The sequence below is a fragment of the Streptomyces sp. 5K101 genome, from assembly GCF_046506645.1.
Taxonomy (GTDB): domain Bacteria; phylum Actinomycetota; class Actinomycetes; order Streptomycetales; family Streptomycetaceae; genus Streptomyces.
Map to the genome: position 1 here is coordinate 37,534 of NZ_JBKFFO010000010.1, position 13,278 is coordinate 50,811.

The 13,278-nt window shown below is 72.7% G+C and carries 11 protein-coding genes; 7 read left to right on the forward strand and 4 right to left on the reverse strand.

Translation table 11 applies throughout. The features are described from left to right. Window positions 1-5: 5 nt before the first annotated feature. From ACLB9X_RS20035 to ACLB9X_RS20045, 3 genes are all read left to right on the forward strand, one after another. Entirely contained in the window at window positions 6-1,595 is a 1,590-nt protein-coding gene (locus ACLB9X_RS20035) for an NADH-quinone oxidoreductase subunit M (protein ID WP_410361756.1), read from the forward strand. Then, window positions 1,592-3,247, forward strand: a complete 1,656-nt coding sequence (gene nuoN, locus ACLB9X_RS20040) for an NADH-quinone oxidoreductase subunit NuoN (RefSeq protein ID WP_410361757.1) — start codon at window positions 1,592-1,594, stop codon at window positions 3,245-3,247. The genes ACLB9X_RS20035 and nuoN overlap by 4 nt, the downstream gene beginning before the upstream one ends. A gap of 141 nt (window positions 3,248-3,388) precedes the next feature. Next, window positions 3,389-3,685: a hypothetical protein gene (locus ACLB9X_RS20045; RefSeq protein WP_410361758.1), complete on the forward strand. Its 297-nt coding sequence runs from the start codon at window positions 3,389-3,391 to the stop codon at window positions 3,683-3,685. Between the two features lie 67 nt (window positions 3,686-3,752). Here ACLB9X_RS20045 and fahA read toward each other — a convergent pair whose 3' ends face one another. Continuing rightward, the gene (gene fahA, locus ACLB9X_RS20050) at window positions 3,753-4,979 is read right to left on the reverse strand and encodes a fumarylacetoacetase (protein ID WP_410361759.1); all 1,227 of its coding nucleotides are present in this window, start codon (window positions 4,977-4,979) and stop codon (window positions 3,753-3,755) included. Between the two features lie 114 nt (window positions 4,980-5,093). Next, window positions 5,094-7,082 (reverse strand): CocE/NonD family hydrolase, encoded by a 1,989-nt coding sequence (locus ACLB9X_RS20055; protein WP_410361760.1) that lies wholly within the window; start codon window positions 7,080-7,082, stop codon window positions 5,094-5,096. A gap of 221 nt (window positions 7,083-7,303) precedes the next feature. Here ACLB9X_RS20055 and ACLB9X_RS20060 point away from each other — a divergent pair, with 221 nt between their 5' ends. Together ACLB9X_RS20060 and ACLB9X_RS20065 are read left to right on the forward strand one after the other, a co-directional pair. Next, window positions 7,304-8,314, forward strand: coding sequence for a polyprenyl synthetase family protein (locus tag ACLB9X_RS20060; RefSeq protein WP_410361761.1), 1,011 nt, complete (start codon window positions 7,304-7,306; stop codon window positions 8,312-8,314). Between the two features lie 286 nt (window positions 8,315-8,600). Beyond that, window positions 8,601-9,824 carry a LolA family protein gene (locus ACLB9X_RS20065; RefSeq protein WP_410361762.1) on the forward strand — a complete coding sequence of 408 codons (1,224 nt, stop codon included), beginning with the start codon at window positions 8,601-8,603 and terminating at the stop codon, window positions 9,822-9,824. 123 nt (window positions 9,825-9,947) lie between these two features. Here ACLB9X_RS20065 and ACLB9X_RS20070 read toward each other — a convergent pair whose 3' ends face one another. Both ACLB9X_RS20070 and ACLB9X_RS20075 read right to left on the reverse strand, forming a co-directional pair. Beyond that, complete coding sequence (locus ACLB9X_RS20070) at window positions 9,948-11,273, reverse strand: M28 family metallopeptidase (RefSeq protein WP_410361763.1); 1,326 nt, start codon at window positions 11,271-11,273, stop codon at window positions 9,948-9,950. Between the two features lie 182 nt (window positions 11,274-11,455). Continuing rightward, window positions 11,456-11,905: a VOC family protein gene (locus tag ACLB9X_RS20075; protein ID WP_410361764.1), complete on the reverse strand. Its 450-nt coding sequence runs from the start codon at window positions 11,903-11,905 to the stop codon at window positions 11,456-11,458. A gap of 22 nt (window positions 11,906-11,927) precedes the next feature. Here ACLB9X_RS20075 and ACLB9X_RS20080 point away from each other — a divergent pair, with 22 nt between their 5' ends. After that, the gene (locus ACLB9X_RS20080) at window positions 11,928-12,545 is read left to right on the forward strand and encodes a CGNR zinc finger domain-containing protein (protein ID WP_410361765.1); all 618 of its coding nucleotides are present in this window, start codon (window positions 11,928-11,930) and stop codon (window positions 12,543-12,545) included. Next, window positions 12,542-12,949 (forward strand): SRPBCC domain-containing protein, encoded by a 408-nt coding sequence (locus tag ACLB9X_RS20085; RefSeq protein ID WP_410361766.1) that lies wholly within the window; start codon window positions 12,542-12,544, stop codon window positions 12,947-12,949. Before ACLB9X_RS20080 ends, ACLB9X_RS20085 begins: the two co-directional genes overlap by 4 nt. The last annotated feature ends 329 nt before the right edge of the window (window positions 12,950-13,278 follow it).

A 13,278-nucleotide genomic window follows, 5' to 3' on the forward strand; every position in this document is an offset into this window, starting at 1 on the left:
TCGGTATGTCCGAAGTAGTGAACGCAGGCTTTCCTCTGCTGACGGCAACGGCGGTGCTCCCGGCGGTCGGTGCCATCGCCACCGCGGCCGTGCCCGCCGCGCGCCGGACGGTCGCCAAGTGGCTGGCGCTGCTCTTCTCGCTCGCCACGCTGGTGCTGGCCGCGATCGTGCTCGTACGGTTCGAGCCCGACGGCGACCGGTACCAGCTCACCGAATCCCACGCCTGGATCAAGGACTTCGGCGTGCGGTACGAGCTGGGGGTCGACGGCATCGGCGTGGTGATGGTGGCGCTGACCGCGCTGCTGATCCCGTTCGTCATCGTGGCGGGTTGGCACGATGCCGATCCTCAGGAGACCGGGAGCAAGCGCTGGCGGCCCACCCAGGGCTTCTTCGCGCTGATCCTGATGGTCGAGGCGATGGTGATCCTCTCCTTCGAGGCCACCGACGTCTTCCTCTTCTACATCCTGTTCGAAGCCATGCTCATCCCGATGTACTTCCTCATCGGCGGCTTCGGCGACCGCGCCCATGCGGGCACGGACGAGCACGCGGCGGCCCAGCGGACGTACGCGGCCGTGAAGTTCCTGCTGTACAACCTGGTCGGCGGACTGATCATGCTGGCCGCCGTCATCGGTCTGTACGTCGTCGCGGGCAGCTTCTCGCTCTCCGAGATCGCCGAGGCCAGGGCGAGCGGCCGGCTGGAGATGGCGACCACCACCGAGCGGCTGCTGTTCCTCGGCTTCTTCTTCGCCTTCGCGGTGAAGGCCCCGCTGTGGCCGCTGCACACCTGGCTGCCGAACGCGATGGGCGAGGCGACCGCCCCGGTCGCCGTGCTGATCACGGCGGTCGTCGACAAGGTCGGCACCTTCGCGATGCTGCGCTTCTGCCTCCAGCTCTTCCCGGAGGCGTCGTCGTGGGCGACGCCGGTCGTCATCACGCTGGCGCTGGTCAGCATCGTCTACGGCGCGCTGCTCGCGGTGGGCCAGCGGGACATCAAGCGCCTGATCGCGTACGCGTCGATCTCGCACTTCGGCTTCATCATCCTGGGCATCTTCGCGATGACCAGCCAGGGCCAGTCGGGCGCGACGCTGTACATGGTCAACCACGGCCTCTCGACCGCCGCGCTGATGCTGGTGGCCGGCTTCCTGATCTCGCGGCGCGGCTCGCGGCTCATCGCCGACTACGGCGGGGTGCAGAAGGTCGCCCCGGTGCTCGCGGGCACCTTCCTGATCGGCGGCCTCGCCACCCTGTCGCTGCCCGGACTCGCGCCGTTCGTCAGCGAGTTCCTGGTCCTGGTCGGCACGTTCTCCGCGTATCCGGTGGCCGGGATCATCGCGACCTCCGGCATCGTCCTCGCCGCGCTCTACACCCTCGTGCTCTACCAGCGCACGATGACCGGCCCGGTGAAGACGGAGGTCAGCGCGATGCCCGACCTCAAGGCACGTGAACTGGCGGTGGTCGCACCGCTGATCGCGCTGCTGCTCTTCCTCGGCGTGTTCCCGAAGCCGCTGACGGACATCGTCAACCCGGCCGTGCAGCACACGATGTCCGACGTACAGAAGCAGGACCCCCGGCCCGATGTGGAGGCGGCCAAGTGAGCGCTACAGCTGTCCACAGCCTGTGGACGACGGCCGCGGAGGTCGAGCCGCTCGGCAAGATCCCCGCGCCCCACATCGAGTACGCCCAGCTGGCACCCGTGCTGATCGTCGTCGGCGCGGCCGTGCTGGGTGTGCTCGTGGAGGCCCTCGTCCCGCGCAGGGCCCGCTACCACACCCAGATGTTCCTGACCGTCGTCGCCCTCGCGGCCTCCTTCGCCGCGGTCGTCGCTCTCGCCGCCGGCGGGTACGGCACCACCAAGGCGCAGATCGCCGCCATGGGCGCGATCGCGGTCGACGGGCCGGCGCTGTTCCTGCAGGGCACGATCCTGCTGGCGTCGCTGGTCGCCGTGTTCACGTTCGCCGAGCGTCGGCTCGACCCGGCGGCGCACGGCAACCGCGTCGACTCGTTCGCCGCCGAGGCCGCCGCGGTCCCGGGCAGCGACCACGAGAAGGCCGCGGTGAAGGCCGGGTTCACCACCACCGAGGTGTTCCCGATCGTCCTGTTCGCAATCACCGGCATGCTGGTGTTCCCGGCCGCCAACGACCTGCTGACGCTGTTCATCGCGCTGGAGGTCTTCTCGCTCCCGCTGTACCTCCTGTGCGCGCTGGCCCGCCGCAAGCGGCTCATGTCGCAGGAAGCGGCCGTGAAGTACTTCCTGCTGGGCGCGTTCTCCTCCGCGTTTCTGCTCTTCGGCATCGCACTCCTCTACGGCTACGCGGGCTCGGTGTCGTACGCGCGGATCGCCGAGGTCGTCGACGGCAGCGTCCGCACCATCGACCCGGCGCTCGCCGACACGATGGGCAACGACGCGCTGCTGCTGATCGGCGGCGCGATGATCCTCATGGGCCTGCTGTTCAAGGTCGGCGCGGTGCCGTTCCACATGTGGACGCCCGACGTCTACCAGGGCGCGCCGACGCCGGTCACGGGCTTCATGGCCGCGGCCACCAAGGTCGCCGCCTTCGGCGCGCTCCTGCGGCTGCTGTACGTGGTGCTGCCGGGCCTGACCTGGGACTGGCGTCCGGTCATGTGGGCGGTCGCCATCGTCACGATGCTCGGCGGCGCGATCGTCGCGATCACCCAGACCGACATCAAGCGGCTTCTGGCCTACTCGTCGATCGCGCACGCGGGCTTCATCCTCGCCGGTGTGATCGCCACGACGCCCGACGGCATCTCGTCCGTCCTCTTCTACCTGCTCGCGTACTCCTTCGTGACCATCGGCGCGTTCGCGGTGGTCACGCTGGTCCGCGACCCGGGCGGCGAGGCGACGCACCTGTCCCAGTGGGCGGGTCTCGGGCGCCGTTCGCCGCTCGTGGCGGCGGTCTTCGCGGTGTTCCTCCTCGCCTTCGCCGGCATCCCGCTGACGTCCGGGTTCGCCGGCAAGTTCGCGGTCTTCAAGGCGGCGGCGGAGGGCGGCGCGGTGGCGCTGGTCGTGGTGGGTGTGATCTCGTCGGCGATCGCGGCGTTCTTCTACATCCGGGTCATCGTGCTGATGTTCTTCAGCGAGCCGAAGCCGGAGGGCCCGACGGTCGCCGTGCCGTCCCCGCTGACGATCACGACGATCGGCGTCGGCGTGGCGGTCACGCTGGTACTGGGTGTCGCACCGCAGTACTTCCTGGACCTGGCCGGCCAGGCGAGCGTGTTCGTCCGTTAGCGCGGCACGCCCGAGGACCCGGTCGCTCCGTGAGGAGAGGCCGGGCCCTCTGTTGTGTCCGCGTGCCGCCGGGCAACCCGTCGGCGCCGCGCGCCGTCCTACCGGGGGCATGGACGAACGACCGCCGACCACGGGGGAGACATGACCGATCAGGAGATCCGGCAGCACCGAGCGGCGGAGGGATCCGGCAGTGACCACCTGTGGCCACTTGTGCTCCTGGGTCCCGCCCTGTTCCTGCTGCGCGTGTTCGGGGAGCACGGCTGGGTCTACTGGACCGCTGCGGTCGTGGGCGTACTGGGCCTGATCGGTGCGGTCTTCGCGATCGCCGGCGCCGGCCGGGACCTGGCGCGCCGACGCCGCCCGTGGAAGGCGGTGTTCGCGCTGCTCCTGCTGGCAGTCGGCTCGTTCATGATCGTGGTCAGGCTCGTGGAGCGCTGACCGGAGGGCCTCGGCCCCGTCCCGGGTCCCGCCGCCGGGCAGCGGCGGCGGGAGCCGTACGGACCGGTCAGGCGGAGGGCACGATGCGGCCCGTGACCTCGCCGAGGCCGACGCGGACGCCGTCGGGGCCGGGTGCCCAGGCGGTGAGCGTCACCTCGTCGCCGTCCTCCAGGAACGTGCGCTTGCCGTCGGACAGTTCGAGGGCGTCGCGGCCGTTCCAGGTGAGTTCGAGGAGGGAGCCGCGCTGGTGCACCTCGGGGCCGCTGACCGTGCCCGAGCCGAACAGGTCGCCCGTGCGCAGCGACGCACCGTTGACCGTCATGTGCGCGAGCTGCTGCGCGGCCGTCCAGTACATCGTGGCGAACGGCGGCTCCGACACCACCTGGCCGTTGAGCGCGACCGAGATGCGCAGGTCGAAGCCGCCGGGCTCCTCCTCGGCCGCGTCGTCGAGGTACGGCAGCAGCGGGAAGTCCCGCGCGGGCGGGGCGGTCCGGGCGGCCTCCAGGGCCTCCAGCGGGGTGACCCAGGCCGCCACCGAGGTGGCGAACGACTTGCCGAGGAACGGGCCGAGCGGCACGTACTCCCAGGCCTGGAGGTCGCGCGCCGACCAGTCGTTGAGCAGGAAGAGCCCGAAGACGTGCTCGCGGAAGTCCGCGAGCGGGACAGGCCTGCCCTGCTCGGACGGGGTGCCGACGAGGAAGCCGACCTCGGCCTCGATGTCGAGCTTCACGGACGGTCCGAAGACGGGGGCCGGGTCGGTCGGCGCCTTGCGCTGCCCGGACGGCCGGACGACGTCCGTACCGGACACGACGACCGTGCCCGACCGGCCGTGGTAACCGATCGGCAGATGCTTCCAGTTGGGGGTGAGGGCGTCCCCGTCGGGCCGGAAGATCCTTCCGACGTTGGTGGCGTGGTGCTCGCTCGCGTAGAAGTCGACGTAGTCCGCGACCTCGTAGGGCAGGTGCATCGTCACCGCGTCGAGGGGGCGCAGCAGCGGCTCTATGTCGGGCCGATGCGCGGGCACCGTGACCCAGGCGGTCAGGGCGCGCCGCACGTCGCGCCAGGCCGTGCGCCCGGCGGCGAGCAGCGGGTTGAGGCTCGGCTGCGCCAGCACCCCCGCGTACGGCGAGCCGAGCGCGAGGGCGGCGGCTCCGACGTCGAGCACATGGCCGCCGATCCGGACGCCGAGCCTGCGGCGCTCCGGCTCGTCGGCCGTGGTGAAGACGCCGTACGGAAGGTTGTGCGGGCCGAAGGGGTCGCCCTCGGCCAGATCGAGCGGGCTCTGCTCGGACATCGGTGCCTGCCTCGCTTTCCACGGGTGTGGGTGACACGTTACGTGCCCGCCCGGCCGCCGCGGCAGGGCCCAATGGATCACACCGGGAGCACTCCGGCGCGGGCCGTCCGCCCGTCAGCGCGCCGTGCGGGGCAGGCGCTTCTCCCAGGTGCGGTGGAACACGATCTCGTCGCCGTCGCGGCACACCACCTCGTCCGCGGCGAGGAAGCCGGCCGCGTCGCAGGTGAGGGCGGAACGCGTCTCGACGCGGGCGTCCCAGCCCAGTTCCGGCCGGTGGAAGCGGATCGACCAGGCGGTGCGGGCCTCGGCGGAGAGCGGATCGTCCTGCCGGATCGCGTACGTCTCGCGGGCCTCCTCCGTGTGCTCCAGGCCGTCCGGGTGGACATGCGTGCCGCCTCGGTGGGGCGTCGCGTCCAGGGTCCACAGGCCGTCCGCCACGTCGCGCGTCAGCACCAGACGCGGGCGGTCCCCGTCGAGGGTCTGCGGGACCGCGACGGCGGGCGGCTCGGCGTGTTCGGGCTCCGCGAACGCGCCGTCGGGCCCGGCCTGTTCGAGGACCGGCAGGTCGAGCCGCGAGCCCGCCGGGTCCAGTGCGAAGCCCGCCGCGTCCGGCCACGGCCACAGCCACGGCCAGTACGCGGAGGAGACCGCCAGCCGGACGCGGTGGCCCGGCGCGAAGGTGTGCGCGGCCAGGGACAGGTCGAACGACACGTCCTGCGTCGTGCCCGGCGTCCAGGCGAGCGCCCGTTCCCGGCCTGCCCGCGCGGCGAGGTCGAGGGCGCCGCGCGTGACGAGCGTGGCGGCGCCGTCCGGTGCGACGTCGCAGAGCCGGGCCATCGCCTGCCCGTGCGGGGCGTCCAGGCGCAGCCGCAGGGTGACCCGGGGCCGTCCCAGGACGACGAGCGGCGCGGCGGCCACGGGGAACTCGAAGCAGACCGAGCGGGCGTCCTCCTCCCGCTGGTCCGGCGGCAGGTCGGCGTCGTGGCCCACGGGGCAGGTGCGGCCGGCGTCCGTCCCGGTGTGCTGCGGGGAGTCCACGAGAACCGGGACGCGAGGGGCTGCCGGGGTGCCCGGGTCGCCGAGCGCGAAGGGGACGACGGTGACATGCGGCGACGGCCAGGCGTCCACACCGGTCCAGGAGCCCGGGCCGGGCCCGGACGGCCCGGGTCGGCAGCGCAGCAGCGGCTCGGACAGCACGCCCGTGTCCCGGTCCTTCAGCCACTGGTCCCACCAGCGCAACGTCTCCTGGAGGAAGCCGATCCCCCGTTCGGGGTCCCGGTCCGGGTACTGACGCGGCCACGGTCCGACCAGCCCGCGCACCCGGTCCGGCGGCAGCCGTTCCACGAGCCGCAGGACGGTGTCGCGGGCCGGGTCGTGCAGACCGCTCACCGCGAGGACCGCCGCCCGTACCGCGTCCGTGTCGTCGCTGATCCCGGCGCTCCGCCAGAACTCGTCCCGCAGCGGGTGCGCCAGCCAGCCGGGCGCGCCCGGCTCGATCGCCTCCAGCCGCCGCAGCCACAGCGCGCGCCACCCGTCGCCCACGTGCAGCGGGTCCGGCGGCCGGGCGGCGCGCGCGAGCTGGGCGGCCGCCCGGGAGTGCAACGACTCGCCGGTGACCGATCCGCCGAGGTAGGGCCCGTCGGTGTCGTACGGGTCGTCGCTCGCGCCCACCGCGACCACGGCCCGCAGCGCGGGCGGTGCGAGCGCCGCGATCTGCAGCGCGCTCCGGCCTGCCGCGCCGATGCCGATCATGCCGACCCGGCCGGTGCTCCATGGCTGCCGCGCCAGCCACTCGATCACCGCGACGCCGTCCGCGAGCTCGGCCGCGCCGCCCTCCGCGCCGGGCACGCCCTCGCTGTTGCCGTGGCCGCGCACGTCGACGCGGACGCAGGCGTAGCCGTGGCCCGCATACCAGGGGTGGCGCTCCCCGTCGCGGACCGCCGTCGCGTCGGTGAGCCGGTCCGGCGCGTACTCGAGGAGAGCGGGCACGGGATCGTCCGTCACCGGCCGCCACAGGCGCGCGTACAGGGCGATGCCGTCGGGCAGGCGGACGCGCAGGTCCTCGCGAGCCGTCTCGTACGGAAACTCGGTGCGGATACGCATGGCTGAACCTCGGCGGCACGACCCCGCCGAGGGGGGCGGCGGGGACCCTCACGGGTAGGGGCAAAATCCCCTGTTCCAGATCATTACGGCTGATCACGAACATACCGGGGGCGGCGGGAAGGCGCTCACGGTGATCGAAAGGCGACCGGATACGCTGACTTGAGTGAATCCAGCGACACATCGACAATCCGTGTGATCGTCAGCAGACAGGAGACCCCCTCGTGACCGTCGTCGGGCCGTTCGGGCTGAGCGTGCGGGACCAGGCTCTTGAGGCCGATGTCCAGACCGGATTGTCGGCTGTCGAGGCGGGCCTGCTCGACGCCACCAAGAGCGAGGTCCCGTTCATCACGGAGGCCGCGCAGCACCTCGTCCACGCCGGCGGGAAGCGTTTCCGCCCGCTGCTCGTGATGCTGGCCGCCCAGTTCGGCGATCCGCACGCGCCGGGCGTCGTGCCCTCGGCCGTCGTCGTCGAGCTCACGCACCTCGCCACGCTGTACCACGACGACGTGATGGACGAGGCCGACGTGCGGCGCGGCGTGCCCAGCGCGAACACCCGCTGGGGCAACTCCGTCGCCGTCCTCACCGGCGACTTCCTTTTCGCCCGCGCCTCGCACATCCTGGCCGACCTCGGCCCGGATGCCGTCCGCATCCAGGCGGAGGCGTTCGAGCGGCTGGTCACCGGGCAGATCCTGGAGACCGCGGGCCCGCGCGACGGCCGCGACCCAGTGGAGCACTACCTCGACGTACTGGCCGGCAAGACCGGTTCGCTGGTCGCCGTGTCCTGCCGCTTCGGCGCGATGATGTCCGGCGCCGAGGAGCGGATCATCGACGTCCTCACGCAGTACGGGGAGCGGCTCGGCGTCGCCTTCCAGCTCGCCGACGACGTCCTCGACATCGCCTCCGACTCGCACGAGTCCGGCAAGTCGCCGGGCACCGACCTGCGCGAGGGCATCCCGACGCTGCCGGTGCTGCACCTGCGCGCCGCCGCCGAGGCGCACGGTCGCCCCGAGGACCTGGACCTCGTCGCCCTGCTCGACGGCGACCTCGGCGACGACGAGCGGCACGCCGAGGCGCTGCGCCGGCTGCGCGAGCACCCGGCACTGGAGCAGGCCCGGCTGGACTCCGTCCGCTACGCGGAGGAGGCGCGGGCGATGCTCGCCCCGCTGCCCGACTGCTTCGCGAAGGCGGCGCTGCAGGAGCTGTGCGACGCGGTGGTCCACCGCGCGGGCTGAGCCAGGGGGACGGTGCACGGCGTGGGCTGGGCCCCGGAGGACGGTCCACCGCGCGGGCTGAGCCAGGGGGACGGTGCACGGCGTGGGCTGGGCCCCGGAGGACGGTGCACCGTGCGGGCTGAGCCAGGGGGACCTGTTCGACCCCTACGGGGCGGGGGACTTGAGGGCCTGCGGTGTCATCCCAGAGGGGTACGCGGGTTTGCGCCCGCGGGCTGACGCCTCCCGGCAGCCGTTTTGGTCAGATGGTGAACACCACCCCTGACCAACCACGGAGGTAGGGCACACCATGGCACCGAACGACAGCGCACACCCCACCGAGGCGGCCGACGGGCCCGCGCCGGGGCGCCGCAAGGCCTCCCGCTATCTCGTCCCCCTCGCGGTGGCCGGGGTGGCGGCGGGGACCATCGGGCTCGTCCCGGCGCTCGCCGCCTCCGGTGACCCCGATCTGCCGAAGATCACGGCACAGGAGCTGATCGAGAAGATCGCCGCGTCCGACACCGAGCAGCTCTCCGGCACCGTCAAGATCACCACCGACCTGGGGCTGCCCGCACTCGACACTCTGGCCGGCTCCCTCGCGGGGCCGGACGGCGGCGAGGGCGGCGCGGGCTCCTCCGCCGACCCGCAGGCCCGGCTCACCGAACTCGCCTCCGGCACGCACACCCTGCGGATCGCGGCCGACGGGCCCGACCGTCAGAAGATCTCGATCCTGCGGGATTCGGACGAGTACAGCCTGATCCACAACGGCGACGAGATGTGGGGCTACGACAGCGCCTCGAACGAGGTCTTCCACGCCCAGGAGGACGGCAAGGGCGAGCAAGGGCCCGGCAGTTCGGCCGAGAAGCGGGGCGAGGACCTGCCGGCCACGCCGAAGGAGCTCGCGGACGAGGTGCTGAAGGCATCCGAGGGCACCACGTCGATCACCGTCGGCGGCACGGCCAAGGTGGCCGGCCGGGACGCGTACAAGCTGGTCGTCAAGCCCGAGCAGAAGGGCTCGACGGTCGGAGCGGTCACCATCGCGGTGGACGCCGAGACAGGCACCCCGCTCAAGTTCACGCTCACGCCGAGCAGCGGCGGCAAGGCCGTCGTCGACGCGGGCTTCACCAAGGTCGACTTCTCCCGGCCCGCGGCCTCGACGTTCGCCTTCACCCCGCCCAAGGGGGCGAAGGTGACGGAGGCCGACAGTCTGGAGGGGGAGAAGAACGCCCGCGAGGAGTTCGAGGGCGGCCTGGCGGACTTCGCCGGACCGGACGTCATCGGCGAGGGCTGGACGTCCATCGCCCGGATCGAGGCGCCCGGCGGTGCGGAGGGCAAGGCCCCGGAGAAGGGCGACGCCCCTGCGGAGGCCCAGCAGTTCCTGGACGCCTTCGGCGACAAGGTCACCGGAAAGTTCGGTAAGGGCACGGTCTTCTCGACGCGCCTGGTCAACGCCCTGATGACGGACGACGGCACGGTCTACGTCGGCGCCGTGACGAAGGACGCACTGGTCGCGGCGGCCAACGCGGACAAGTAACGGCAGCCGCTGCGCCCGCGGTCGGCCGCCTCGCCGTACGGCGGGGCCCGCCGTAAGGGAAGAGGTGCACGGCCCCGGGCCCGCGGCGGTGGCTTCCCGGCCTCCCGCCGCGGGCCCGAGCCGTCAGAAGGTGAGCCGCCAGCTGTCGATGTAGCCGGTGTCGTACCGGGCCACGTCCTGCACCCGCAGCTGCCAGGCGCCGTTGGCCGCCTCGGCCGAGGCGTCCACCGTGTACGTCGTGATCACGTTGTCCGCCGAGTCGCTGCCGCTGGAGTTCTTCAGCCGGTACGCGGTCCCGTCCGGCGCGACGAGGTCGATCACCAGGTCGCCCCGCCAGGTGTGCTTGATGTCCACTCCCACCTTGAGAGCGGCCGGGGCGTTGCCGGTGCGCCCGGAGACGGTCACGGTCGAGGTGACGGCCGCTCCGGCGTCCGGGACGGCGACGTCGGCGGTGTTCTCGAAGAAGTCACCGGGCGGGACGGTGGTGCCGGCCGACAGGGCCCAGATCGCGTGGGCGACGGCGTCGCTGTTGCGGTCCAGCGCGGTGTCGTTGATGTTCGACGTCGTGTCGCACGAGGAGTGGTAGCAGCGGTCGAACGCCTGACCGGCCGTGCCGCCCCACTTCTGCGCCTGCGCGCTGGTCTTGGTACGGCTCGCGCCGGTGAACAGCCCGCCGACGGGTATGCCCACGTTCTTGAACGACGCGTGGTCCGAGCGGCCGTCGCCCTCGGTCTCGATCTCCGTCGGGACGCCGAGAGCGGCGAAGTAGTCCTTGAAGGTCTGCTCGATCGCCGGGTCGTCGTCGTAGACGAAGTAGCCGGGGTTCGGTGAGCCGATCATGTCGAAGTTCAGGTACCCGGAGATCTTCGACCGCTCCGTCGTCGGCAGGTTGTTCACGTAGTGCCGCGAGCCGACCAGGCCCAGCTCCTCCGCGCCCCACCAGCCGAAGCGCAGGTGCTTGGCGGGCTTCAGCTGCGCGCGGGAGACGGCGAGTGCGGTCTCCAGCACGGCGGCGGAACCCGAGCCGTTGTCGTTGATCCCCGCTCCGGAGGAGACCGAGTCGAGGTGGGCGCCGGCCATGACGGTCTGGTTGACGTCGCCGCCCGGCCAGTCGGCGATCAGGTTGTAGCCGGTCGTGCCGTTGTACGTGAACTGCTGGACCGCGGTGGTGAATCCGGCGGCGTCCAGCTTCGCCTTCGCGTAGTCGACGGACGCCTTGTAGCCGGGCCTGCCGTGCGCCCGGTTGCCGCCGTTGGCCGTCGCGATGGACTGGAACTCGGTGAGGTGCGCCTTGACGCCTGCGAGCGGTATGTCGGGTGCGGCGAGCGCGGCCGCCGGGGCGCTTTGTGCACCGGGTGCGGCGGTGGCCGCCGGCGCGCCGGCGGCGAGCAGCCCGGCGAGGGCGAGGGCGGTGGCCGCGAGCGTGCGTCTGGGAACGGAGAGGTTCATGTGGGGGCTCCGGATTCCGTACGGGGATGGAACGGAACGTGCGTGACGCCCCGGGCCGGCGGGGCCCGGGGCGCTGGAGCTTGACGTGCGCTGTGCGTGCTGAATGTTCAGCGAGATTTTGACATCCCGTCAAGAGCAGAATCCCGACACGGGTGTTCGTATCCCGGACGGCCGAACCCCCGTCATTGCACGCAGAATTCGTTCCCCTCCGGGTCCGCCATCACCACCCACTCCCCGCCCGCCTCCTTCACGTGCCGCACGACCGTCGCCCCCAGCCGCAGCAGCCGCTCCGCCTCCGCGTCCCTCGCGCCGGGCGCGGCGTGCACGTCGATGTGGAGACGGTTCTTGCCGGTCTTCGCCTCCGGGACGCGCTGGAAGAGGATGCGCCGCCCGAGTCCCCCACCGGTGTTCTCGTCGTAGGGGTCGTCCGGATGGCGGACGGCGGCCAGATCGCGCCATGCGCGCCGGCCGTGCGATTCCACGGTGGCCCAGGCCGGTACGCCACCGTGGCTGAGCACCTGCTCGACGATCCGGCTGTTGTCCTCGACGAGATAGCCGAGGGCCTCGGCCCAGAAGTCCGCCTGGGCGTGCGGGTCGGCGGCGTCGACAACGAGCTTCCAGTGCAGTGTCATGGCAACCGGTTATAGTGGTTACATGGGTGGGAGGGCAACGGAAACGCCGGGACTGGAGCTGCGGACGCGCGAGGGCCGTCCGTACCGCTTCGACGCGGGGGCGCTCTGTCTGGAGTTGCTGACCACGGGCGGTCCCGGCGAGTTCGCTCGTTACGAGGTGCTGGACGAGCCGGCCGGCCTGCTGCGCTGGGTGGCGGCCAGCCGTCTGCCCGGGGGCCTGCGGCTGGACGTCGACGACGCCTCGCTCGCGGCGGTCCGCCGACTGAGGGACGCCCTGTGGCGGATGGCCGGCGCCCGCGTGCACGGGCGCGACGTGGACCCGGCGGACGTGGCGACGGTGAACGCGGCCGCCGCCGAGCCGCCCCTCGCCTTCGGCATCGCGGCGGACGGATCGCGGCAGTGGCTGCCCGGGCGGGCCGGGGCGGCCCCGCTGCTGTCGACCGTCGCGCGCGACGCCGTGGAGCTCTTCACGGGCCCGTACGCGCACCGCATCCGCGAGTGCGCCTCGCACAACTGCTACCTGCTCTTCGTCGACACCTCACGGCCCGGCCGGCGCCGCTGGTGCGCGATGGAGCACTGCGGCAACCGCAGCAAGGTGCGGGCACACCGCGCCCGCCAGGCCGAGGGAGACGGATCATGACCACTGGACTCACCAAGGACGCGGGCTGGGAGATCGGCGTGTCCAGGACCCTGCCGCTGCCGCCCGCGGCCGTGTGGGACTTCGTCGCGAGCCCCGAGGGCGTGGAGCTGTGGCTGGGCAAGGGCGTGCGGCTGCCCGCCGCGAAGGGGGAGACGTACGAGACGGCCGACGGCGTCAGGGGTGAGGTCCGTTCCTACCGTCCCGGCGACCGCATCCGGGTGACGTACGGCCCGAGCACGGTGCAGGTCGCCGTCTCCGCCGCACGCTCCGGCATCGGGTCGGTGCTCCGGTTCCACCAGGAGCGCCTGGCGGACGCGGAGGAGCGCGAGCGCCGCAGGGCGCACTGGAAGGCGGTGGCGGCGGAGGTCGAGAAGGCGCTGGGAGTCGACCGGGCCAGGGACTGACCGTCCGGCGCCCGACGCCCGGCCCGACGGCGGCGCGAGCGACGCCCCGCCCTCCAGCGGCCCACCAGGCTCCCCCCCCCGCCCGGCGTGGCCCGGCTCCCGGAGCTCGCCTCCGATCCGGGGCACGTCACGGCCCCCGACCGGGCCCAGGCCCGTGCGGTGCGCTCCGGTGAGGCATACGACCCACCGGTGGCGTTCACATCGGGGGGCCGCCGGTGCCCGTTCCGGGGGCGTGTCTGGCTGAGCGCCTGCCGGGCCGGGGCCGCGCCCGGCAGGCCCACCTGCCGGACCCGGCCCGGAAGACGGACCCGCACGGCGCCCGCCGGGCC

Coding starts and splice junctions, on each gene's coding strand:
- ACLB9X_RS20035 (WP_410361756.1), top strand. CDS start 6: ATGTCCGAAGTAGTGAACGCAGGCTTTCCTCTGCTGACGGCAACGGCG.
- ACLB9X_RS20045 (WP_410361758.1), top strand. CDS start 3,389: ATGACCGATCAGGAGATCCGGCAGCACCGAGCGGCGGAGGGATCCGGC.
- fahA (WP_410361759.1), bottom strand. CDS start 4,979: ATGTCCGAGCAGAGCCCGCTCGATCTGGCCGAGGGCGACCCCTTCGGC.
- ACLB9X_RS20055 (WP_410361760.1), bottom strand. CDS start 7,082: ATGCGTATCCGCACCGAGTTTCCGTACGAGACGGCTCGCGAGGACCTG.
- ACLB9X_RS20065 (WP_410361762.1), top strand. CDS start 8,601: ATGGCACCGAACGACAGCGCACACCCCACCGAGGCGGCCGACGGGCCC.
- ACLB9X_RS20070 (WP_410361763.1), bottom strand. CDS start 11,273: ATGAACCTCTCCGTTCCCAGACGCACGCTCGCGGCCACCGCCCTCGCC.
- ACLB9X_RS20075 (WP_410361764.1), bottom strand. CDS start 11,905: ATGACACTGCACTGGAAGCTCGTTGTCGACGCCGCCGACCCGCACGCC.
- ACLB9X_RS20080 (WP_410361765.1), top strand. CDS start 11,928: ATGGGTGGGAGGGCAACGGAAACGCCGGGACTGGAGCTGCGGACGCGC.
- ACLB9X_RS20085 (WP_410361766.1), top strand. CDS start 12,542: ATGACCACTGGACTCACCAAGGACGCGGGCTGGGAGATCGGCGTGTCC.